This window comes from Longimicrobiaceae bacterium, assembly GCA_036375715.1.
Taxonomy (GTDB): Bacteria; Gemmatimonadota; Gemmatimonadetes; order Longimicrobiales; family Longimicrobiaceae; genus DASVBS01.
Genome location: DASVBS010000022.1, coordinates 98541 through 120856, shown reverse-complemented (window position 1 = coordinate 120856; position 22316 = coordinate 98541). Strand labels below are relative to the sequence as shown.

General features: G+C 67.8%; 27 protein-coding genes. 11 read left to right on the top strand and 16 right to left on the bottom strand.

The features are described 5' to 3' along the window. The first annotated feature begins 48 nt into the window (after positions 1 to 48). The gene (locus VF167_03540) at positions 49 to 660 is read left to right on the top strand and encodes a hypothetical protein (GenBank protein HEX6924470.1); all 612 of its coding nucleotides are present in this window, start codon (positions 49 to 51) and stop codon (positions 658 to 660) included. Positions 661 to 703: 43 nt separating this feature from the next. Here VF167_03540 and VF167_03535 read toward each other — a convergent pair whose 3' ends face one another. After that, a complete protein-coding gene (locus VF167_03535; protein HEX6924469.1) occupies positions 704 to 1642 on the bottom strand; it encodes an NAD(P)/FAD-dependent oxidoreductase in 939 nt (312 codons plus the stop codon). A gap of 100 nt (positions 1643 to 1742) precedes the next feature. Between VF167_03535 and VF167_03530 the strand changes: the two genes are divergently transcribed. Then, complete coding sequence (locus VF167_03530; GenBank protein HEX6924468.1) at positions 1743 to 2135, top strand: MerR family transcriptional regulator; 393 nt, start codon at positions 1743 to 1745, stop codon at positions 2133 to 2135. Here VF167_03530 and VF167_03525 read toward each other — a convergent pair. Then, entirely contained in the window at positions 2101 to 2352 is a 252-nt protein-coding gene (locus VF167_03525) for a hypothetical protein (protein ID HEX6924467.1), read from the bottom strand. The genes VF167_03530 and VF167_03525 overlap by 35 nt on opposite strands. A 164-nt stretch (positions 2353 to 2516) precedes the next feature. Between VF167_03525 and VF167_03520 the strand changes: the two genes are divergently transcribed. The 8 genes from VF167_03520 (at position 2517) to VF167_03485 (ending at position 9778) form a co-directional block, all read left to right on the top strand. Then, positions 2517 to 2687: a hypothetical protein gene (locus VF167_03520; protein ID HEX6924466.1), complete on the top strand. Its 171-nt coding sequence runs from the start codon at positions 2517 to 2519 to the stop codon at positions 2685 to 2687. Positions 2688 to 2748: 61 nt separating this feature from the next. Next, positions 2749 to 3780: a hypothetical protein gene (locus tag VF167_03515; protein HEX6924465.1), complete on the top strand. Its 1032-nt coding sequence runs from the start codon at positions 2749 to 2751 to the stop codon at positions 3778 to 3780. Then, on the top strand, positions 3777 to 4814 hold the full coding sequence (locus VF167_03510; GenBank protein ID HEX6924464.1) for a radical SAM protein: 1038 nt from the start codon (positions 3777 to 3779) through the stop codon (positions 4812 to 4814). Before VF167_03515 ends, VF167_03510 begins: the two co-directional genes overlap by 4 nt. A gap of 19 nt (positions 4815 to 4833) precedes the next feature. Continuing rightward, the gene (locus tag VF167_03505) at positions 4834 to 5136 is read left to right on the top strand and encodes a PqqD family protein (GenBank protein HEX6924463.1); all 303 of its coding nucleotides are present in this window, start codon (positions 4834 to 4836) and stop codon (positions 5134 to 5136) included. A 14-nt stretch (positions 5137 to 5150) separates the two neighbouring features. Beyond that, positions 5151 to 5615: a lasso peptide biosynthesis B2 protein gene (locus VF167_03500; protein HEX6924462.1), complete on the top strand. Its 465-nt coding sequence runs from the start codon at positions 5151 to 5153 to the stop codon at positions 5613 to 5615. A gap of 1 nt (position 5616) precedes the next feature. Further along, positions 5617 to 6945, top strand: coding sequence for a nucleotidyltransferase family protein (locus VF167_03495; protein HEX6924461.1), 1329 nt, complete (start codon positions 5617 to 5619; stop codon positions 6943 to 6945). A 129-nt stretch (positions 6946 to 7074) separates the two neighbouring features. Further along, entirely contained in the window at positions 7075 to 8511 is a 1437-nt protein-coding gene (locus VF167_03490) for a hypothetical protein (protein HEX6924460.1), read from the top strand. A gap of 520 nt (positions 8512 to 9031) precedes the next feature. Beyond that, on the top strand, positions 9032 to 9778 hold the full coding sequence (locus tag VF167_03485) for a hypothetical protein (GenBank protein ID HEX6924459.1): 747 nt from the start codon (positions 9032 to 9034) through the stop codon (positions 9776 to 9778). A 110-nt stretch (positions 9779 to 9888) separates the two neighbouring features. Here VF167_03485 and VF167_03480 read toward each other — a convergent pair whose 3' ends face one another. From VF167_03480 to carA, 12 genes are all read right to left on the bottom strand, one after another. Then, positions 9889 to 10125, bottom strand: a complete 237-nt coding sequence (locus VF167_03480; GenBank protein HEX6924458.1) for a hypothetical protein — start codon at positions 10123 to 10125, stop codon at positions 9889 to 9891. 142 nt (positions 10126 to 10267) lie between these two features. Next, complete coding sequence (locus tag VF167_03475; protein HEX6924457.1) at positions 10268 to 11014, bottom strand: succinate dehydrogenase iron-sulfur subunit; 747 nt, start codon at positions 11012 to 11014, stop codon at positions 10268 to 10270. Next, positions 11014 to 12753 carry a succinate dehydrogenase flavoprotein subunit gene (gene sdhA / locus VF167_03470; protein HEX6924456.1) on the bottom strand — a complete coding sequence of 580 codons (1740 nt, stop codon included), beginning with the start codon at positions 12751 to 12753 and terminating at the stop codon, positions 11014 to 11016. The genes VF167_03475 and sdhA overlap by 1 nt, the downstream gene beginning before the upstream one ends. After that, complete coding sequence (locus VF167_03465; GenBank protein HEX6924455.1) at positions 12750 to 13187, bottom strand: hypothetical protein; 438 nt, start codon at positions 13185 to 13187, stop codon at positions 12750 to 12752. The genes sdhA and VF167_03465 overlap by 4 nt, the downstream gene beginning before the upstream one ends. Beyond that, positions 13184 to 13684: a succinate dehydrogenase, cytochrome b556 subunit gene (gene sdhC / locus VF167_03460; protein HEX6924454.1), complete on the bottom strand. Its 501-nt coding sequence runs from the start codon at positions 13682 to 13684 to the stop codon at positions 13184 to 13186. The genes VF167_03465 and sdhC overlap by 4 nt, the downstream gene beginning before the upstream one ends. 76 nt (positions 13685 to 13760) lie before the next feature. After that, positions 13761 to 14684, bottom strand: a complete 924-nt coding sequence (gene mdh, locus VF167_03455; protein HEX6924453.1) for a malate dehydrogenase — start codon at positions 14682 to 14684, stop codon at positions 13761 to 13763. A 268-nt stretch (positions 14685 to 14952) separates the two neighbouring features. Then, a complete protein-coding gene (gene moaA / locus VF167_03450; protein HEX6924452.1) occupies positions 14953 to 16008 on the bottom strand; it encodes a GTP 3',8-cyclase MoaA in 1056 nt (351 codons plus the stop codon). Further along, a complete protein-coding gene (locus VF167_03445; protein ID HEX6924451.1) occupies positions 16001 to 16453 on the bottom strand; it encodes a molybdenum cofactor biosynthesis protein MoaE in 453 nt (150 codons plus the stop codon). Before VF167_03445 ends, moaA begins: the two co-directional genes overlap by 8 nt. 2 nt (positions 16454 to 16455) lie before the next feature. Then, positions 16456 to 16704, bottom strand: a complete 249-nt coding sequence (moaD, locus tag VF167_03440; GenBank protein ID HEX6924450.1) for a molybdopterin converting factor subunit 1 — start codon at positions 16702 to 16704, stop codon at positions 16456 to 16458. Positions 16705 to 16793: 89 nt separating this feature from the next. After that, positions 16794 to 17099 carry a hypothetical protein gene (locus tag VF167_03435; protein HEX6924449.1) on the bottom strand — a complete coding sequence of 102 codons (306 nt, stop codon included), beginning with the start codon at positions 17097 to 17099 and terminating at the stop codon, positions 16794 to 16796. A 126-nt stretch (positions 17100 to 17225) separates the two neighbouring features. Continuing rightward, positions 17226 to 17522: an HU family DNA-binding protein gene (locus VF167_03430; GenBank protein ID HEX6924448.1), complete on the bottom strand. Its 297-nt coding sequence runs from the start codon at positions 17520 to 17522 to the stop codon at positions 17226 to 17228. Positions 17523 to 17728: 206 nt separating this feature from the next. Further along, positions 17729 to 18850, bottom strand: a complete 1122-nt coding sequence (carA, locus tag VF167_03425; protein ID HEX6924447.1) for a glutamine-hydrolyzing carbamoyl-phosphate synthase small subunit — start codon at positions 18848 to 18850, stop codon at positions 17729 to 17731. 394 nt (positions 18851 to 19244) lie between these two features. On the opposite strand from carA, the gene VF167_03420 reads away from it, so the two are divergent. Next, positions 19245 to 19853 (top strand): ribonuclease H, encoded by a 609-nt coding sequence (locus VF167_03420; GenBank protein ID HEX6924446.1) that lies wholly within the window; start codon positions 19245 to 19247, stop codon positions 19851 to 19853. Between the two features lie 122 nt (positions 19854 to 19975). On the opposite strand, the gene lipB is transcribed toward VF167_03420, so the two are convergent. Together lipB and VF167_03410 are read right to left on the bottom strand one after the other, a co-directional pair. Continuing rightward, complete coding sequence (lipB, locus tag VF167_03415) at positions 19976 to 20668, bottom strand: lipoyl(octanoyl) transferase LipB (GenBank protein ID HEX6924445.1); 693 nt, start codon at positions 20666 to 20668, stop codon at positions 19976 to 19978. 13 nt (positions 20669 to 20681) lie between these two features. Next, positions 20682 to 22154 (bottom strand): dihydrolipoamide acetyltransferase family protein, encoded by a 1473-nt coding sequence (locus VF167_03410; protein ID HEX6924444.1) that lies wholly within the window; start codon positions 22152 to 22154, stop codon positions 20682 to 20684. Positions 22155 to 22316: the final 162 nt, after the last annotated feature.

The window sequence follows — 22316 nt, the reverse complement described above, 5'->3', positions numbered from 1 at the left end:
ATAAGTACGTAATCCTCGGCCGCATTGTAATCCTTCTTTGATCTGCTTATGCCATTGATCACTTGCCGTGATTGTTACCAGTCAATCTCCGACGCCTCGTCCGCCTGTATTCACTGTGGCTGTCCGACCGACGCCTCCATTGCGGTCGCAAAAAGCGCGGGCGGTTTGTCCGGCCCGCCCGGTGACGGATTCGCGACGGCGAGGGTGATCCACAAAGCTCCTTCCCATACCTGGCCGGGAAAGTTGTTCATAGGACTCAACTATTTTGGGGCAGCAATGTTCGGTATTGTGGCGCCCATCGTAATGCTTCTTGCCGCAGCAGACTCATTAAACGAGTTCGGCCTCACTGAGGCGCTGGTCCTGGCGATCGCTTTCGTACTGTTGGCTGGATTGCCGTTTCTGATGGCCAGGGGGGTGTCGCGGTTTCGCAAGTGGGCGTGGTGGATATGCATGGTGGTAGTGCCTCTTTCGATCCTCGGAGCGCTGGCGACGATGGTCGATCCGGCCGAACCGTCTGAAACGCGCATCGCCGCCCTTCTAACGCTAGGGTTCAATGCCCTCTGGCTACATTACTTCTGGACGCGACGTCGCGACTTTCATCCTGGCAGCGAAACCACGAAGAGAGGATTAACAGGATCAGAGACGGCGGGAGTCCACTGAGACCGGGTAGATACAGCCGTCCGATCCGTCCCCCCGCAGCTCCCTACCCTGCGAACGGCAGCGGCAGACCGAGATCCGCACTGAGAAGATCCTGGTCGATCATCGCCGCGGCCGTCGCGCCCCCCGCGGCCGCGACGATCACCGACGAGGCCGCCCAGTGCGGGGTCACGCGCCGGGCCATGTCGCCCGCGGCGTACACCCCGGCGACCGTAGTCCGATAAGCCTCGTCCACCACGACGCTGCCGTCCTCCAACAGATCGCAGCCGAGCTCCGCGGCCAGCGAGCTGCGCTGGACGGGCCGAGACTGTACGAAGAGCGCCCGCCGCTCCAACACGCCTCCGTCCGCGAAGCGGAGTCGGACCGAATCCTCTCCCAACGCTTCCACCGCACTCACCTCTCCCTCTCGCACCCGCACCCCCTGCCGCCCGAGCTTCGCCCGGGTTTCCGCATCAGGTAAGTCCTCCCCGGCGGGACAGAGCACGACGTCTTTGGAGAGGCGCGTCAGGAGGAGCGCCATGCGCACGCGCGGCGCAGCGCTCCCCAGCACGGCGAGCGGCCCATCCGCCACCTCGTGGCCGTGGCAGTAGGGGCAGTGCAGCACCCGTTTGCCCCAGAGCTCCCTCAGGCCGGCAATGGGCGGCAGCTCGTCCGCGAGACCGGTCGCCAGCAGCAGCCGACGCGCGCGGATTCGCTCACCATCCGCGAGCCGGACCTCGAAGCCCTCCTCGACGAACTGCGCCGCGTCGACGCGCCCGTCGCGCAGCTCGACCGAGGCATACCGACCCACCTCCTCGCGGGCGATCCGTCTCAACTCGGCCGGCGGCGTACCATCGCGCGAGAGGAAGTTGTGCATCGCGGGCGAAGGCGCGTTGCGCGGCTCCCCCGAGTCCAGCACCAGGGTTCTCCGCCGCATCCGCCCCAGCGTCTGCGCCGCCGCGAGCCCCGCCGGCCCTCCGCCGATCACGATCACATCCCGAACCATTTGCACCTCCCCGTTGTCCTGGAGTCTTGTCTACGAACTGCAGACTCCGCATTCTAAATGTTAAGGTGAACTTTAAGTCAAGGGCGTTGCGATGAGCGGGATGACGATCGGGGAGCTGGCAGCGCGCTTCGGCCTGGAGCCACACGTGCTGCGGCACTGGGAGAGCGTCGGATTGCTGCTGCCGACGGAACGGGTCAACGGACGGCGGCGCTATCGGCGTGAGCAGGAGGCGAGGATCGCCCTGATCCTGGGGGCGAAGGCGGCCGGCCTCAGCCTGGAGCGCATCCGGCAGATCCTCCAGGCGCCGGATCGGTCGACCCGGCGCAAGCTACTCCTGGAGCACCGGGCGGAGCTGGACCGGCGTCAGCGTGAGCTCGACGCGGCGCGGGCCATGGTCGACCACGCGCTCACCTGTCGCGCCGAGGATTTTACTCGCTGCCTCGATTTTCGGAGAATCGTCAGACGGATCGAGGAGGGCGAGGCGGTCCGCTAGCGGCGATCCGCAGCCGCCGGTCACGCCCGGCGGCCAGCTGCGCCCCCACGCCGAAAAGCAGCACCAGGAGCTGGTACAGGGGACCGAGAGCGAGCCAGAGCCCGCGCGTCGGCGCGTCGATCGCGGATAGCTCGCTGACTGCCTGATCGAGGAAGCTGTACCCCTCGTACCTCGACCCGGCGAGAAGATCGATCCCGAGGTACAGCGGGGTCGACATCAGTCCGCACAGCAACAGCGGGCGTACCAGCGCGCGATCGAGAACGGCCCGCTGTCCATCCCCTCAGGTGGACACTTTAAGGACCTGTCTTGCCACCCATCCCTTCGCAGATTATGGATACAGGAGTTTCCCGATCCGCCCGCCACCTCTACGCGGAGACTGGAATGGCGACGACCGGAACGGACATGAGACCCGAGCCCCGCACCCCTTCGCCGCAGCCAGAGGAGACGTCGCGCACGGCGGCGCCGCGTAAGCCGATGGTCCGGCCTGAGCTCACGCGACACGGCTCCCTTCCGGAGGTAACCGGCTCCTTCATCGGGACTTTCAGTCCGTGACGAACGGGCGCCGCAGCGCGCACCCGGACGGTCGCTCCCCGGCTTGAGCTGCATGGACGCCGTGCGGACAGCCCCCGGAAGTCGGCAGTCTCGGACCTACACGTATGCGCTCCACGGCGTGGGGCTACGCCTGGAGGGCGATGACCCGTCACTCCTCCTGCGGGTGCGCGCGATCCTCGAGCACTTCGGGCTGGGGACGGCGGTGCCGAATCCCGACCCCGTCCCGCTACGGTTGGTGGTCTCCGCCCGCCAGGCGCCGCCGCTCCCCGACGACGCGCGGGAGATCGCCCGTCAGGACGGCATTCGCGCGCTTGGTTCCGATACCGGGCTCTGGCTGGATTCGGGGGCGCACCACTTCCGCCTCGACCTCCGTGGCGGCGTGGCGCAGGGCTGGCTCCCCGGCGCCACCGACCCGCCGCGCAAGGACCTCGTTGTCTACGCCCTCCTCCTCCTGGTCCGCCGCCGCGGCCTCTTCGCGCTGCACGCTTCGGCGGTCGTCTACCGCGGCGCCGGCTACCTGTTCGTCGCGGGGTCCGGCAGCGGTAAGTCCACGATCACCTACACCCTGGTGCGCGGCGGCTGGGATTATCTCGCAGACGACGCCCTTCTACTCCGGCCGCTCGGCGAGGGGGTGGAGGGCCTGGCCCTGCGCCGGGATCTCTGCCTCGACCCCGTCCTGGCCACGCGCTTCCCCGAGGTCGCCGTTCACGGGGCGCCCGGTCCATTCGCCGGGAGGGGGAAGCATCGGCTCGACATGCGCACCCTCTTCCCGCACCGGCTCGTGGCGTGCTGCCGCCCGCAGGTGCTGCTGTTCCCCGAGATCGCGCCTCTGGCCAAGAGCCGGCTCGTGCCGCTGGCGCCGGCGGAGATGCTGCCGCGCCTCATTGCTCAGAGCGCCGTTCTGGCGCTCGATCCGGAGACGCTTCCCTGCCACCTGGCCGTCCTGGGCCGGCTGGCGGCCCAGGCGCGCGGCTACCGCCTGCTCGCGGGCCGGGACGTGGAGGACGCCCCGGAGCGCGTGGTGGAACTCCTCGAACCGTTGGTCTCCGTCGGCTCCCCCGCACCGTCTCCCAGCCGGCTGATGGGCGCATGAGACACGCTCCCACCCCCGACCGGCGTCCGGGGATCAAGCTCATCTTCGAGCTGACCGACGTGTGCAACTTCCGCTGCACGCACTGCATCCGGGAGGAGGGGGGAACCGGCACATTCCTCCCCGTCGAGCTGGTCGAAAAGGTGCTCGTCGAGGCGAAGGCTTACCGGAGCGTGAACTTCGTGGCCTTTACCGGCGGCGAGCCCACATTGCACCCGCGTTTCGCGGAGATCCTTCGCCGGGTGACGGAGCACGGCTACCGGTTCGGCTTCGTGACCAACGGCTGGCAGTTCGTCTCCCGCACCGGCGCGCAGCTCCGGCCGTACCGGGAGTGGTGCGCGCACGTCACCTTCAGCCTCGACGGCGCGACCGAGCAGACGCACGACACCCTGCGCCGACGCGCGGGCTCGTTCCGTCGCGTGCTACAGGGCGTCGCGCTCTGTCGCGCCTGGGGTGTCCCGGTCCACCTGAACATGGTGGTGACCCGCGCCAACCGCTCGGAGCTGGAGGCGATGGCGATGCTGGCAAGTCGCCTCGGGTGCGAGGCGCTGTTCTACGGGCACTGCCAGCCCACGCCCGACGCGGAGGCGGCCGGCCTGGTGCTGGACCCGCGCGAACGCCGGGAGGTGGAGGCCGAGATCGCGGCGCTGCAGCGCGCCCTCCGGCTGCGGATCCTGCTCGCCGGCGACCACTACGAGGAGTCCCGCTTCTACCAGTGCCCGCAGCTCGAGATGCGGGAGTTCAACGTCGACTATCGGGGTTACCTCACCGCCTGCTGCACGCTGTCCAACTACCGCGGCGGGACCCCGGACACCGACGTCATCGCCGACCTGGCCCGGGTCAGCCTATACGAGGCGCACCAACGGCTGGTGAAGCGGATCGCGCGCCTCAACCGCGAGAAGATCGAGCGGCTGGCGCAAGGGCCTGCCGACGAACGCGACCACTTCATCTGCGCTCACTGCCTGGAGCATTACGGCAAGGTGCCGCGCCGGGCCCGCACTCGGTCGCTGCCGGTCCTCCCGTCCGCGCCGCGCTGAGCGTCCTCGCCGATTCGCCATGCAGATCCGTCCCGAGTCCACGACCGCACACCGCATCCGACCCAGCCCCGAGGTCGTCTTCACTCGCGTGAGCGACACGGAGGGGATCCTCCTGAGCATCGAGACCAAGCGCTACTACTCGCTGAACGAGACCGGGATGCGCATCTGGGAGGCGCTGGAGCGCTCTGGCGACGTCGCCACGGCGGTCGAGGCGCTGGTCGCGGAGTACGAGGTCACGAGCGAGGCGGCGGCGGCCCTGGTGGCCGAGTTCGTCGCGTTGCTACGCGAGGAGGGCCTGGTCGGCCGCCGGCAGCCAGGCTGAGCGCGGTCGCTCGGATGACGGAGACGACGATCCCTATCTCGCGCCCACGAGGGGGCTTACCGCGGATCGAGAGGAGCCTCCTTCTGGCCCGCGTTTTCCTCGTGGCGATGGCGGCTCCGGCGCTAGTGCGGTTGCCGCTCTCGGCGCTGGAGCGGTTCCTCGAGCCGCGCCGCCCCCCACCCCCCGCGGATGCGCCGACGGTGGCGCGCGTGTCCGCGTGCGTGGAGCGGGTGCTGCGCGGCGGCGGGCCGTGGATCCGCCCCGGCTGTCTCACGCGTGGGGTCACCCGCTACTACTTCCTCCGTCGCGCGGGCATGGAGCTGCGCCTCTGCTTCGGCGCCACCCTCACCGCGGGGGGCAGGCTCAGCGGCCACTGCTGGCTGGAGCGCGACGGGCGGCCGTATCTGGAGGAGGGCGACCCGCGCACGGCCTTCGTCGTGATGCACCGAATCCCCTCCGCCCTCCCCCGGCCGGCGTGACATGCCCGCGCTGACGAGCGAGGTGCTCCACCCCCCGCCCGGAGCCGGCGATCAGGATTTGCCCCGGGGGCGCGCGTGGGAGCTTCTGGTGCTCTGCGCACGCTCCGAGCTGTCCCGGTCGGGGGCCGAGCGCGTCGCGGCGCTGATCCGGGAGGGGGTGAGCTGGCCGGAGCTGCTCGCACTGGCCCGCCGGCACCGGGTAGTCCCCTTCCTCCTGCGCCACCTCGCAGCGCTGCCGGTCCCCGAAGTGCCGGCCGACCTCCTACGAGAGCTCCGGACGGAGGTGGCGCTCAATGCCGCCCATAGCCGGGTGCTGGTCAAGGCGTTGCGGGAGATTCTCCTCCACCTCGAAGCACGCGGGATCGCCGGGCTTCCCTACAAGGGACCGGTGCTGGCGCACCAGCTGTACGGCGACGTGGCCTTTCGACAGATGACCGACCTCGACGTGCTGGTCCGTCCGGACGACCTCCCACGCGCCCTCGACGTTCTCCAGTGCCTCGGCTACCGCCCGCGCGACCGACTCTCTCCCCGGCAGCAGAGGGCGCTCCTGCGCGCCAACAACAACCTCCCGCTGCATGGAGGCGCGGGTCGGGTCTCGGTAGAGCTCCACTGGGCCTTCGCCACGCGCCACCCCATCGCGTCGCTGGACCTGGACGCGCTGCGTCCCGCTACGCGGTCGCTGCGGATGGCGGGGATGGCCGTCCCGACCTTCGGGACGGAGGACCTTCTTCTCGTACTCTGCTTCCACGGCGCGCGGCACCTCTGGGAGCGACTCGCGTGGCTCTGCGACGTCGCCGAGCTGGTCCGTTCGCACGAGATCGATTGGGACCAGGCCATCAGCCGGGCGGAACGCTTCCGCAGCCGCCGGGTGCTGTTCCTCGGGCTGCGCCTGGCGCAGGAGCTGCTGGACGCGCCGCTCCCCGACCGGATCGCGGATCGGGTGCGCTCCGACCGCGGGGCCCTGCGGCTCTGCCACGAGGCGCGTGCATGGATCGGCGCCGAGGACGATCGACCCGCCCATTCGCGGGGGCTGCCCTTCCACCGCTTCCAGCTCAGGGCCCTGGACGGGTTGGGCGGCCGGGCGCGCTATCTCTGGCGCGCGCTCTGGACGCCGACCCCGGAGGACTGGCAGGCCCTGCCCCTCCCCGACCCGCTCTTCCCGCTCTACTACCTGCTCCGACCGCTCCGCCTGACGACCAGCTACGGCCTCCTCCCTCGATCATCCCACCGCACCACGACGGGTGCCCGCTCCGGCGTCCCGGAGAACCCGCCTACCGCGGCCGGGACGTCGGTCCTCGCGGTCCCGCCGCAGGCACGCGAAGACTCTTGACATACAGGGTCTGGGCTTGGATCTATTTGTCCCCAAAGAATAGGGCAACTCGCTCGAGTCTGGCGGCACATCCGCCCGCTTCCGTCCCCCTGCTGGTCTCCGACTTTCACGCCCGCAGGAGAGTATCGAATGCGATCGAGATCGTTCCTCCTCCCGCTGGCGCTTCTCCTCGTCGGCTGTCAGGAGAGCCCGCGCCTACTCGGCCCCGCGGCCGAAGCTCCACTCCCCGACGATCGCTCGGTCGTCGCCCAGATCGCGCTGGAGGTCGACCCCGCGATCGGGGTGGTCCAGCTGCGGCAGGGAGCCGGTGTCGCCAGCGGAGCCGGGGGCCCGTCTCTGACCCGCGTGCCGGTGACGGCCGACCACGTAGAGGCCAGCGTAACCTGTGAGGGGTGCGGGAACCAGGCGCTGGAGGATCAGGTCCTGACCGTGCGCTTCACGGTAAAGGACATCGTGCTGGACAGCGTGGATTTCCGGCGCGACGAGGTGGGGGACGCGGCCGCGCCGATGCATTGTGTCAACTGCCGGGTCCGTGTGGCGGTGCTGCGTCACCCCGGGCTGCAGCTGCCGCGTGAGTCGGTCGGCCCCGAGGACGTGTTCGAGGCGGTGCTCTACGTCGACGCGCTCCAGCCAGGTCCGTTCACCGTGCACTTCGATTTGGTCGCGGCCCGCACCCGGACCGCCGTGCGGTTCGTCCAGGTGAGCGCGGGGGAGAACAACTGCGGGTTGCACGCGGACGGCACCGTGACCTGCGGACCCACCGACCTGCAGCCACCCGGCGCCGGCTTCGTCCAGGTGGATGCGGGCTACGCCAACGTCGTCGGCTGTGGGGTGCGCGGCGACGGCACGCTCACCTGTTGGGGCAGCGAGTTACTCGTTCGGTACAGCAACCCCCCGGAAGAGGGTTGGGCTTGCGACCACCCTTCGCTCTGGCTGTACACCTGCACGCTCCACTCCTCCGACTTCACGCAGGTGAGCACGGGTGGCTCGCATGTCTGCGCGCTCCGTGGAGACGGTTCGGTCTACTGCTGGGGCGACAACTGGGCCGGCCAGGTCGGCGGCTCCCCGACCTATTCGGCAACCCACACGCACGAAGGACCGTTCGTGCAGGTCAGCGCGAGCAACTCGCACACCTGCGCGCTGCGGCGGGATGGCTCCATCTCGTGCTGGGGAGCGGTTGACGGCGGCGGCGGAATCCCGGACCTCGGCCAGGCCTCGCCACCCCCCGGCACCGATTTCGTCCAGGTGAGCGCGGGCCACACCCACAGCTGTGCTCTGCGCCGGGACGGCTCCGTGATCTGCTGGGGCGACGACAGCGAGGGCCAGGTGAGCGGAGTTCCCGACGGCACCTTCACCCAGGTCAGCGCAGGCGTCGAACACACCTGCGCCCTCCGTTCGGACGGCACCCTCGCCTGCTGGGGGAGCAATGAGCTTGGCCAGGCGACGCCTCCCGCGGGTACCTTCACACAGCTGAGCGCGGCGAACTGGGGCACCTGCGCGTTAAGGTCCACCGGCACCGTGGCCTGCTGGGGCGCTTCGTGGGCCGTCGTGCCACCGCGCTGGTGAGCGCGAGGAAGCGCTCGCATCCCTGATGGCGCCTCCAGCCGGCGGGAAACACGTGAACCGCCCCGAAAACGGCGCGGGCGCCCGGGGCGTCGCATGTCCCCCGACCTCGGCGTTCGGGTGCGACGGTCCTGCTTCGGGAATGACGCGCCGCGCAATCCGGTTGGGGAAAGGGCGACGGCGCTCGACGCCTGGACCAGGCGAAGGGTCGCGACGCGCCGCTCGGTCGGTCTCGGCGAGCAGCGCAGGGCGTCGCGGTAGGCGTTGTCGGAGGCGGCCAGGAAACGGACAGGACGGCGTCGTCCAGGGGAAGCTCCCGCTGCGGAGATTCGGCCGACTTGCCCCGGGCATGTAAGCCGCGCATGATATACCAATCCCGCGCGCCGGAGAGCATCGAGCCTCCAGCCGTCCCTGGCACACGCCCGTGTGGGACTTTTCGGAGATTCCGCCCCCCGCAGGCCGAGCCCCTCGCGAGAGGCTCCTCCGGCGAGGCCTCGCTTTTACCGCAGCCCCCGCAGCCCAGATGTATCGCCGCATACCACTCGTCGCCCTATCGATCCTTGCCCTGGCGGGCGAGGCGCAGGGGCAGTTACTCAGCTCGCGGAGCGCATCTTTGCTCTCCCCGGCGGCCCAGGCCGAGATGGCGTCAGGCCGCCGCAGCGCCGCGCGAAGCCTCCTGACCAGGACTCTGTTCACCGTGGGGGGTGCCGTGGTCGGCGCCGGCCTGGGATACTTCACCAGTCACGTGGTCTACAACGACTGGCACAAGACCTCCAACAGCAGCTTCCTCGAACAGCGTCGCCTCTACTCCGCGAGCGGCGCGGCAATCGGCGCGATCGCAGGGCTCCTGATCGGGGAGCACCACGCAGGGGTGGGGCCGGGGCTGGCCATCCCCAGGAACGTTGCGATGGAAGGGATCGAGTTCCTCTCCCACGAGGAGATCGCCGAGGCGGGAGGCACCACCGTCTTCGAGGTCATCCAGTCGCTCAAGCCGGACTGGTTCATCGTCCGCGGCAACAAGAGCCTGCTCGAGCAGGGACAGGTGCTCGAGACCGACTATTCGGTCGCCGTCATTCCCGGCACTCCGCAGATCATTACCTACCTGGACAACGCACGTCTGGGAGACGTCGACAACCTGCGCAGCATCCCCGCCGCAGAAGTCCGGTCGATCACCCGGCTCTCAGCCGCGCAGGCAGCGCTGCGGCTCGGCCCCGGGCATCCACACGGCGCGATCATCGTCTCGACCGCCGTGTCCACCGCCGACCAGTGAGACCCGCTCGATTCGACGGCGACAGGCAAGGATCGTGAGAACGAAAGGGGGCGCGAAGTCGTTGGACTTCGCGCCCTCTCGGCATCCGGCACCCGTCCGAACGGGGCCTATCAATCCACCTCGATCGCCTCGATCACCACGCCCTCTCTGACCAGCGCGAACCCCTGGTGACGCCCGTGTCGATCCGACGGATTGGCGTAGGCCCAGATCTCGTCCTGCCCGTGCGCCCGGCTCTTCAGTTTCTGCCACGCCATGCGGATGCGCAGCGGCGAACTGCCCTCCCGCGGATTGTACGAGGTGGGCGGTTCATCGACCCGCTGAACCAGCCACTCGATGGGGACCTTCAAAGGGACCTCACTTGTGATAAGATCAGAAGCTAGAAGCTAGGAGCTAGAAGCTAGAATGCAATCCACAGCTGGGGTCCCGGTCGCTCGAGTCTGAGGCGCCTGACGCCGGAATCTTCTAGCTTCTAGCTTCTAGCTTCTTATCTCATCCCACTCCGCCGTACAGAATCGCCTTCTTCACCTCACCGATCGCCTTGGTGATCTTGATCTCGCGCGGGCAGGCCTCGGTGCAGTTGAAGATCGTGCGGCAGCGCCAGACCCCTTCGCGCCCGTTGAGGCGCGCCAGCCGCAAGTTCGCCCCGTGGTCGCGAGAGTCGAAGATGAAACGGTGCGCGTTCACGATCGCCGCCGGCCCGACGAACTCCTCGTTCGCCCAGAAGGACGGGCACGAGGTAGTGCAGGCCGCGCACAGAATGCACTTGGTGGTATCGTCGAAGATCTCGCGTTCCTCGATCGACTGGATCCGCTCCCGCTCCGGCGGGCGCTCGTCGTTGATGAGGTAGGGGAAGATGGAGCGGTACTGGGCAAAGAAGGGCTCCATATCCACCACCAGGTCCTTGATCACCCGGAAGCCCATCAACGGCTCCACCACTACCTCGCTTCCCACGTCGCGCATCAACACCTTGCAGGCCAGTCGGTTGACCCCGTTGATGCGCATGGCGTCCGAGCCGCAGACCCCGTGCGCACACGAGCGGCGGTAGGTGAGCGTCCCGTCCTGGTACCACTTGATCGTGTTGAGCGCATCGAGCACCCGGTCCGTCGGCTCGACCTGGACCTGGTAGCTCCGGTACGTCGGCTCGCGATCGGTCTCCGGGTTGAAGCGCAGGATCTTGATCGTGGCTGTCGAGGTGGCCGGCGCGCGCGGGGGCGCGGATGCGGCGGTCTGCGCCATCAGTACACCCTCTCCTTCGGCTCGAACTTCGTGATCGTCACGGGCTTGTAAGCGAGCTCGATCGTGTCGTCTTCCCGACGATACGCGAGCGTGTGCTTGAGCCAGTTCTGGTCGTCGCGCTTGGAGAAATCCTCGCGCATGTGCGCGCCACGACTCTCTTTCCGGTTCAGGGCGCTCCACGTCGTCACCTCGGCCAGATCGAGCAGATTCCCCAGCTCCCAGGCCTCCATGAGGTCGGTGTTGAAGCGCTTTCCCTTGTCCATTACCACCACGTTACGGTAGCGCTCGCGCAGCTCGCGCACCTTGGTCAACGCACGTTCCATCCCCTTGCCGTCGCGGAAGATGCCGACGTCGTCCTGCATCACGTCCTGCATCTCTTCGCGCAGACGGGCGGCCGGCTCGCCATCCTTGTTATCCAGCAGGCGCTGCAATGTCGCGGCGATCTCGGCCGTGGGATTCTCGGGGAGCGGACCGAGGTCGTTCTCGCGACAGAAGCGCACCATGTCGACGCCCGAGCGCTTGCCGAAAACGACCAGGTCGAGCAGCGAGTTTGTGCCCAGCCGGTTCGCGCCGTGCACCGAGACGCAGGCCGTCTCCCCCGCCGCATAGAGGCCAGGGAAGACGGTTCGTTGCGCGTCGATCACCACCCGCCCGTTCACGTCGGTGGGGATGCCTCCCATGGCGTAGTGCGCGGTCGGCTGGATCGGCATCGGCTCGCGCACCGGATCCACGCCCAGATAGGTGCGGCAGAAATCAGCGATGTCGGGGAGCTTCTTCTCGATCACCTCGGCGCCGAGGTGGGTGGCGTCGAGGTAGACGTACTTCTTCCCGTTGATCCCCCGTCCCTCCCGGATCTCCTGGTTGATGGCCCGCGCCACCACGTCGCGGGAGGCGAGGTCCTTCATGGTCGGAGCGTAGCGCTCCATGAAACGCTCGCCGAGATCGTTGCGCAGCACCCCACCTTCTCCGCGCACGCCCTCGGTAATCAGGATCCCGAGACGGTAGATGCCGGTCGGATGGAACTGGTAGAACTCCATGTCCTGCAACGGGATGCCGCGACGCAGCGCCACCGCCGGCCCGTCACCCGTATTGGCGTGCGCGTTCGAGGTGATCGACCAGACCCGCCCGAACCCACCGGTCGCGAAGTTCACCGCCTTGGCCCGGAAGACGTGGAGGTCGCCCGTGGCCACCTCGTACGCCACCACACCCACGCAGCGCCCCTCATTCAACAGGAGGTCTACTACCTGGAACTCGTCGTAGAACTCGACTCCGTTCTTGATGCAGTTCTGGTAGAGGGTCTGCAGGATCATGTGGCCGGTGCGGTCCGCCGAATAGCAGGAGCGACGCACCGGCCCCTGGCCGAAGTGGTGGGTGTGACCGCCGAAAGGACGCTGGGCGATCTTTCCGTCAGGGGTGCGCGAGAAGGGGAGCCCCATGTGCTCCAGCTCGATGATCACCCCCACCGCCTCCTCGCACATTGTCTCGATGGCGTCCTGGTCGCCGAGGTAGTCCGAGCCCTTGACCGTGTCGAAGGCGTGCCACTGGGGATGATCCTCCTCCAGGTTGGCCAGAGCGGCGCCGATCCCTCCCTGAGCCGCGCCCGTATGGGAGCGGGTCGGGTAGAGCTTCGAGATCACCGCCGTCTTGATGTCGGATTCCCGGGACAGGTAGATCGCGGCCATCAGGCCGGCGCCGCCGCCGCCGACCACCAGCGCATCGTATGTGTGAGTATGGATCATCGGTCGGCGAAGAAGATAGCCGGATCGAAAGTCACCAGCGCGTAAATGCCAAACGCAAGCACCGAGAGCACCACGGTGTAGGCCACGGCCTTGGTCGCGGCCTGCTTACCAGGGCTACGCACGTAGTCCTCGATGACGTAGCGCAGGCCGTTCAGTCCGTGCAGCATGGCCAGCGTGATCAGCATGACATTGAAGAAGCGCCAGAGCGGATTGTTCCAGCGCTCGATCACGATTGCCGAGTCGAGGTGCTCGACCCCGATCACCAGGTTCCACCAGATGAGGTGATAGAGGGCCAGGAAGATCAGCACTAGGCCGGAAATGCGCATGAAGAACCAGGACCAGAGCTCGAAGCCCCCTCGGCTCCCCGTCGGCTTCAGGTGACCACCACCCCGCCGAGCGATGCGCCGCTCGACCACTCCGCCGGGCGCCTTCACAGGGCCACCTCCGCGGCTCCCGTTCCCACCTCCTGCACGCACGCCGGGGCATTCGGGACTTCGAGGCACCGTTGCTCATGGCGCGCCGTCCCGGGCTCGTCGGCGAGGCCAAGCAGCGGAGCAATCATGATCCAGGTGATCGGGATCATCGCGAGCACGACCACGGTGACCACCGCCAGCGAGATCTGTCGCTGCCGCTGCATGATATACGGCCAGAAATCCTGCACGACGATGCGCAGCCCGTTGGCCGCGTGATAGACGACGCCGAAGAAGACGAAGAGCTCGGCGACGCGGAAGAGAGGATGTCGGTAGACACCGAGCGCGTGGTCGTACCAATCGGGTCGGTAGATGATGATCCCGGTATCGATCACGTGCGCGACCAGAAAAAGCAGAACTCCCAGCCCCGTCGCGCGGTGGAGGATCCAGGTCCACATCCCCTCCCCGCCCTTGTAGCGCAGGGCGGTCCCGAGCGATCGGTGGCGGTATTCGACTGCCATGGCGATCTCCGTGCGTGGGCGAACGAAACCCTATGTGCGCTGCGCCCCGAGGTGGGGCGCAGCGTCTGAATCCCGCTTACTGGAGGGCCCGCATCGGCTCGCGAACCGCCTCGGCCGACCGCTCGAGTGCGGCTCTCTCCTCGGCGGTAAGCTCGACCTCGACGATCTGCTCGAGCCCCTTGCGGCCTAGCTTACACGGCACCCCGAGGAAGAGACCCTCCATGCCGTACTCGCCCTGCAGCCAGGCGGCGCAGGGGAGGATACGCTTCTTGTCCTTGACGATCGCCTCCGCCATCTGCACGGCGCCCGCGGAGGGCGCGTAGTAGGCGGAGCCGGTCTTGAGGTACTGCACGATCTCGGCCCCCCCATTCCGGGTGCGCTGGACGATCTCCTCCAGCTTCTCCCGCGAGATCAGCTGGGTTACCGGAATCCCGGAGACGGTCGTGTAAGAGATCAGGGGGACCATGGTGTCGCCGTGGCCACCCAGCACCATCGCCTGGATGTCCTCGACCGACACGTCCAGCTCCAGGGCCAGGAAGGAACGATACCGCGCGGTGTCGAGCACGCCGGCCATGCCGATGACGCGCTCGCGCGGGAAGCCGGAGGCCTCCTTGGCGACGTAGCACATCACGTCCAGCGGGTTGCTCACCACGATGATGATCGAATCGGGAGCGACCCGCGCGATGTTCTCGCTGACCTCCCGGACGATCTTGGCGTTGGTGTTCAGCAGGTCGTCGCGACTCATGCCCGGCTTCCGGGCGATGCCCGCGGTGACGATGAAGATGCCCGAGCCCGCGGCCTCCTCGTACCCGTTGGTGCCGATGACGCGCGTGTCGAAGCCCTCGACCGGGGCCGACTCCCACTGGTCGAGCCCCTTCCCCTGCGGAATCCCCTCGACGATATCGACGAGCACGACCTCGCGGGCCAGCTCCTTCTCCGCAACGCGCTGAGCGGCTGTGGCGCCGACGTTGCCGGCACCGACGACGGTGATCTTATCCATGAAAAATGCGCCCGATCTGTGGCTGAGGACGTGCCGGGCGGCTCCCGGCCGTCGGGTCGCCAAACTAGAGCGGGCACACAGAAGATGTCAACTCGGCGCAGCAGGCGCGGCGCGAGTGATGAATTGCGAATTCCGGGTCACGAACATCCCCACCGGCCGCGCCTTCTCGCCACCTACCGGTTTGCGCCGTTAAATCGCCTTTTCGACCAGCTTCCGCGCAATCGAGCGGCTCGTCTCCAGCGATTCGCGTCACCGGGATCCGACGCGCTCACCCCCCCACCTGAGACAACGCACGGAGCCCTCCGCTACCACGGTCGCTCCCCGCCGCCAGCCAGTGGCGCTCGGGCTTGATTCGCAGGGTCTGCCGGATGAGCGGAGCGATCGGCTCACCACGACGAAGGGGATCGCGGAGGTTGGTCTGCATCTCGCCGAAGAGGCAGGGGCGGAGCTGCCCATCGGCGGTGAGCCGCATGCGGTTGCAGCGGTCGCAGTAGTTGTGGCTCATGGGGGTGATCACGCCCACCGTGCCCGGCGCGCCGGCGAAGGCGAAGTAGCGCGCGGGGCCGTTCCCTCGAGGGCCCTCGACCGGCGACAACGCCCCGATGGAGGCGATCCGCTCGAGTATCTCGTCCGCGGACACGAAGGCATCGCGCGAGATCTCGAGGTTGTCCCCGGTCGGCATGACCTCGATGAACCGGACGTGCCACGGGCGCTCCAGGGTGATGCGGGCGAAGTCGACCAGCTCGTCGTCGTTCATCCCCCTCATCACCACACAATTCACCTTGATGGGGGCGAACCCGACGGCCTCGGCCGCCCGCAATCCCGCAAAGATCTTCTCCGCGGAGCCCGCGCGGCGCGCGATCGCATCCACTCGCTCCGGCCGCAGGGAATCGAGCGAGGCATTGATCCGATCGACGCCGGCCTCCCGCAGCGCCGCCGCCTGGTCCGCCAGCAGGACCGCGTTGGTCGAGAGCGCAATGTCCTCGATTCCGGGGATCTCGCGGAGCAACTCGATCAGCCGAGGCAGATCCCGTCGCACCAGCGGCTCTCCGCCGGTGATCCGCAGCCTGCGGAGGCCCATCTGCGCCATCTCCCGAACGATCTCGGTGATCTCCTCGAAGGTGAGGAGATCCTCCCTCCGCAGCCACGGTAATCCCTCCTCGGGCATGCAGTAGACGCAGCGGAGGTTGCACTTGTCGGTGACCGAGATGCGGAGGTACTCGATGCGACGGCCGAACCCGTCCTCCATCGGGCCGGTGGTCGGTACGGGCCGCTCGGGGAAAGTCGCGCGCGACTCGCCTAGCTGGACGAGGCGGCTACTCATGCGCGAGCTCCCGGGGCGCGGGCGAGTGGCCCGAGAGCCACGCCGACTCTCCTTCCAGGTACCCTTCCTTCTTCCAGATAGGAGCGCGCCGCTTCAGCTCCTCGATGATGTAGCGCGAGGCCTGATAGGCGGCATCCCGGTGGGGCGAGGCCACCGCGATGGCCACGCTCGCCTCCCCCAGGTCCAGCCGGCCGATGCGGTGCACTACGGTGATGTCGCCCGTCTCCCAGCGCTCCGCGGCCTCGCGCGCGATCTCGGCGAGAACGCGCTCCGCCATCTCCCGAAAAGCGGAGTACTCGAGGTGCCCCACCTCGCGGCCTTCATTGTGATTGCGCACGACGCCGAGGAAGAGCAGCGCGGCACCATCGCTCGGCGAGATCGCCGAGTTCAGAATAGCTGCCGCGTCGATCGGCTGGTCGGTGATGCTGCAGGTGATCGCGGGCACGTTCACCCTCCGCTCACGGGCGGGATGAAAGCGACCTCGTCCCCCGCGCTGAGGCGGGTGGAAAGGTCCACGTATTCCATGTTGACCGCAACGACGGGAGCCTCGGGAAGCCGCGCCCACCCACCGCCTCGCGCTCGCAGCAGACGCACCAGCTCTCGAACGCTGACGCCGGGCGGCACTTCGACTTCGAGCTCGTCCTGACCGGCGAAGTCCCGATACGAAGCGAAGAAGAGCGCGCGGACGGTCATCATACAATGATCCCGGGGCCGAGGAGAGTCCACCCCCGTGCTACCCGGGATCCAGAAAGTCGTGCCTGGCGATCCGAGCTCGGACGAGCGGCTCAGCCCGCACCGCTCACGCCCGGCCCGATGAGGTTCTGCCTGACCTCTTCGGCAGGGGCGAGGGTCATGAGGAACTGTGAGAGCTCGTGGTGCATTCGGGAGGTGGATCCGCGTACGACAGTGCGCCCGTCTCGCTCGGCGACACCGAGGACCAACTCGCCGGACTCCGCCTCGAACCGGAGGTGGCTTTCGCTCTCGTCCTCCAGGAAGCCGGCGTAGGGGGAGAAGCGAGTGGTGAACCATTCGCGCGCCCGCGCCAGCACCTCGGCACGGGGAAGATCGGTGACTACCTCCTGGACGAGCATGGCATCTCCCGGCCGCGGGGGAACGAGTCGCGCAGCCGCGGAAACGCAAGAAGAGAGCCCGTCACCTTTGCGACGGGCTCTTGAAGTCGCCCCCCGATCGTCGGGCGCCGGCCTGGCGCGTCCGGGTCAGACCTCCAGCGGACGCTCCTCCACCATCGCCCTCAACTCCTTCGAGGGCTTGAAAACCGGCACCGCGCGCGGGGGCACCTCCACGGGGTCACCGGTGCGCGGGTTGCGGGCGAGACGGCTCTTCCGCTCGCGCACCTTGAAGGTGCCGAAGCCGCGAATCTCAATGTTCTTGTGCTCGGCCATGGCGTCCTTGATGGCGTTGAGGAACGCATCGACCACCACGGCACAGTCCTTCTTGGTGATGCCCGGCCCGATGGCTTCGGATGCAAGCTGTACGAGATCCGCCTTGGTCATGGACTGCCTCCGTCGAGTTGGGAGAGAGGGGCGACTATCCGCTCTAAACCGCGGCCGGGGCGTTCGGACCGCGATCGGTGATCCTACTTCTTTGCGAGGACCCCCGTGGCCGCGAAACGAGCGCCGACGGAGAGCTCGCGAGTATTGCTAACAGATTGCTGGATGGCAGCTTACCGGAGTTACAATAAAGACGCCCCCGGTTGCCGTCAAGCTTCCCGTTGACTCCGAACGCGCCGATCCATCTCGGCGATGAAGCGATCGAAGAGGTAGCGCGAATCGTGCGGCCCAGGAGCCGATTCGGGGTGGTACTGCACCGAGAAAACCGGCCGGCTGGTGTGCTCCAGACCCTCGACCGTGCCGTCGTTCAGGTTCAGGTGCGTGACCCGCAGGTCCGGAGCGTGATGCACTCCCGACTCGTCGCCGCGCACCGCAAAACCGTGGTTCTGGGCGGTGATCTCCACCGCACCGTCGGACAACCGCCGGACCGGATGATTGCCGCCGCGGTGGCCGTAGAGGAGCTTGAACGTCTGCGCCCCGAACGCGCGCGCGATGAGCTGGTGGCCCAGGCAGATGCCGAACACCGGTCGATCGGCCTCCGCCAGCGCGCGGATTGATTCCAGCGCCTGACCGACCGCCTCGGGATCCCCCGGACCGTTGGAGACGAAGAGACCGTCCGCCCCGCTGGCCAGCACCTCGTCGGCCGGAGTGCTCGCCGGCAGCACGGTCACCTCGCACCCTCGTTCCGCGAGCAGCTGCAGCGAGTGCGACTTGACGCCGAAGTCGTAAGCGAGGACGCGGAAGCGGCGCTCACCGCGGGCGGGAACGACGTAGCGACGATCGGTCGAGACGGCGCACGCGAGGTCGAGTCCCTCCATACGGGGCTGGGCCAGGATCTGCTGGAGCAACGCGTCGCGATCGACCTCCGCCGGAGCGATGGCCCCGCGCATGGCGCCCGCTGAGCGGATGTGACGGGTGATCGCCCGCGTGTCGACGTCGCAGATCCCCACCACCCCGTGACGACGGAGATACGCATCGAACGATTCCGTCGCGCGCCAGTTGCTGTAGATCGGCGAGGGTTCGTAGACCACAAAGCCGGCGACCTGGGGATGGGCCGACTCCTGGTCGGTGTCGTTGGCGCCGTAGTTTCCGATCAGCGGATAGGTCATGGTGACGATCTGCCCCGCGTAGGAGGGGTCGGTGACCACTTCCTGGTACCCGGTCATCGAGGTATTGAAGACCACCTCGCCGAAGGTCGTGCCGCGGGCACCGTACGCCTCACCTGAGAACGTGCGTCCGTCCTCCAGCATGAGGATCGCTTGATCCGCCATTCGGCTCCCGTCTCGCGTTATCGCGTCAAGTTCAAGGGACAGGCGCGGTTGCGCCGCGGGGGAATGTAGGGGGGTGAGGGGGGATGTCAAGAGAAGAAGCTAGAAGTTAGAAGCTAGAAGCTAGAAGGTTCGGGGTGACGTTCCTCCACCTTCTTCCCATTCCCAGCCTGCGCGGCCGCCTGTGCGTAGGAAGGGAGCCAGGAGCGAGGAGCCAGAAGGGGTTGGAAGACAGAAGCCAGGAGCCAGAAGAGACGGCCCCAGACCGAAGTGTGCGGCGGGTGTGTTGATCCGCTAACTTTGCTAGCGATAACGGGAGCGCGCCGGCCAAGCCTTTCTGGCTTCTAGCTTCTAGCTCCTGGCTCCTGGCTTCTCAACCTCCGCCCGACCTGGAATCTTGAACCGCCAAAGCCCTCTCGTCTTCATCTACGCCGACGAATCCTGTCTGGGGAATCAGTTTCGCGATCGGGCGAGGCCAGGAGGGGCCGGAGGAATGCTGGAGTACCTGCACCCGCAGCGCGGATGGGTGCGGCGGGACTACTGGATCTCGGAGCCGGACACAACCAACAACCGGATGGCGCTGCGCAGCGCGATCGACCTGCTGGACGCGCTGAGAGTCCGCTCGCAGGTGGTCTTCACCACCGACAGCCGTTACCTGGTCGACGGGATCACCGGCTGGGTTTACGGATGGGCGCGGCGGGGCTGGACCCGGAAGGGTGGCGAGATCGAGAACCTCGCCCTCTGGAAGGAGTTGGCGCGCGCGGCGGCCGCACACCAGGTGCAATGGTGCTGGGTGAAGGGCCACGCCGGTCATCCGCAGAACGAGTACGCGAACCATCTCGCCACCCGCGCCGCCGCGAGTCAGTCCGCCAGCGGCGGCCTCGTCCCCTCGGGCTTCGACGCCTGGATCGCGGAAGAGCAGAACCGCGGCCGCTACCTCGACTTCCTGCCTCCGAATCCGGACGAGTTCGAGTTTCGGCCGTCGCCGCCGCCGCCGGGGGGGTGACAAGGTGACAAGGTGACAGTGACCGATGGCGGCGTCTGGGCCCGTGGCCTGACCCGTCCAGCTCCTGGCTGCTGGCTTCCGCCTCCCCACTCACCTTGTCACCTTGTCACCTTGTCACCTTCTCACCCTCCCACCGCCATCCCGAACACCGCGCAGAACTCCCCCGCCACCCTCTCCTCCACCTCGGACATCTCCACCTTGCGGCCCAGCTCGGACTCGATCGATCCCACGCCGTACTCGTGGATGCCGCAGGGGATGATCGCGCTGAAGTAGCTGAGGTCGGTGCTCACGTTCAGCGCGAAGCCGTGGCTGGTGATCCAGCCGGAGGAGACGCGAATCCCGATTGCGGCCAGCTTCCGATCCTCCACCCAGACGCCGGTGAGGCCCTCCCTTCTCCCCGCGGACAGGCCGTACCCGGCGAGCACGCGGATGAGCACCTCCTCGATATCCCGAAGGTAGGCGTGGAGGTCGCACCGGTCCGGCTTGAGGTCCAGGATCGGATAGCCGACCAGCTGACCCGGGCCGTGGTAGGTCACGTCGCCCCCACGCCCGGCGTCGAAGAGCTCGATGCCCCGCCGCTCCCGCTCCTCGTCGCTCAGCAGAATGTTCTCGAGGTGCGTCCCCGACCCCTTGGTGATGACGTGGGGGTGCTCGAGCAGGAGGAGCGTGTCAGGGATCTCGCCCTCCCGTCGCTGACGCACCAGCTCCGCCTGAAGCTGAAGCCCGTCCGCATAGGGCACGGTCCCTATCCGACGCACCTCCAGGATGCGCTGCGCTCTCCCCCGCGCGACCAGTTGTGCCGTCGTCACGCTCACCCTCTCGACCTCCTCAGACCTCAGTTGCCGATTCCAGCAGCTCCTTCACCCGGGCCAGGAAGCTGTCCCCGTCGGCCCCGTTCACCAGGCGGTGATCGAAGCCCAGGGAGATGAAGCCGCGCTTGCGCGCCACGATCGCGTCGTTGCCAAACTCGTCGGTGACCACGACTGGCCGTTTCTCGATCCCGCCCATACACAGGATCGCCACCTGCGGCTGGTTGATGATCGGGAAGCCGATCAGCGTCCCGAAAACGCCCGGATTGGTGATGGTGAAGGTTCCCTCCTGCACCTCCTCGGGCGAGAGCTTCTTTGCCCGGGCACGCTCGGCCAGGTCGTTGATGCGCTGGGCGATGCCGACCAGCGACAGCTCGTCCGCCTGCTTCACCACGGGAACGATGAGGCCCCAGGGGAGCGCCACCGCGATCCCCAGATTGATCCGGCCGCGGTAAACGACCTCGGCGCCGGAGATCGAGGCGTTGAGCTTCGGATGCTCCCGCAGCGCGGTGGCCACCGCCCGCGCCACGAAGGCCGTGTAGCTCACCTTTACCCCCTGCTCCTCCCACCGCTTCCGGTGGGCAGCGCGCACCTGGTCGATGCGGGAGTAGTCCACCTCGATGAAGGAATGGACATGGGGCGAGACCCGCTTGGAGATGACCATGTGGTCGGCGATCAACCGGGTCATCCGGCTCATCGGCTCCACGCGATCGGCTGGACCGACTTCCACGGTCGGGTGTTCGACGTGGCTGTAGAACTCGTCCCAGTCCAGCTTCCCTGCCCCACGCCTCTCCGCGACCGCCGCCCCACCGTTTCGAATCCAGGCGAGGATATCGTCCTTGGTCACCCTCCCCATCCACCCGGTCCCCTGGACGCGCTGGAGATCGATCCCATGTTCCTCCGCCATACGCCGAACTAGCGGCGAGGAGCGCCTGCGGATCCGCTCCTCAAGGGTCTGGGGCGAAGCGTTGGTCGGCGTCGCAGCCGCAGCTCCCCCAGTACTCCCCGGGCCTGCCATCGGTCCGCTCGGCCCTCCGGCCTCGCCGGCAGTGGCGGTCGCGGCACCGCCCGCCGCAGCGGTTGCCGTACCACCTTCCGCGGCGATGGCCATCGCCCCGAGCTGCGCGGCCGCACCCTGCTGCTCGACCGCCGCCGCGATACCCTCTTCCGCGGTGCCGGTCTCGGTCTCGGACGATGCGCCTGCGGAGGCGGGGGCGGCCGCGACCGAGCCCTCCGGCGCCTCACCCGACACCTCGGTCTCGATCAGCGCCACCGGAGTGCCCACCTCGACCGTCTCTCCCTCCTGGACGAGGATCTCGACCAGTGTCCCGGCCGCGGGTGAGGGGATCTCCGCATCCACCTTGTCGGTGGAGATCTCCATGATCGGCTCGTCGCGTTCCACCCGGTCGCCGACGCTCTTCAGCCAGACGGAGACCGTCCCTTCGGTGATCGACTCACCCATCTGCGGCATGGGGACTTCGATTCGGGACATTGTTGCGTTGCTCGTGGTGAATCAGGCCGGTTCGACTGCGGCCTTGGGGGCGGCGACAACCTGCCCCGGCCCCGGCGAGCGGTCAAGACGCGGGCGGTGAGGAAGGGACGACGCTGGAGCGGCCGCGACCCAGCCAAGAGCCGCGGCCGCTGCCGCATCCGT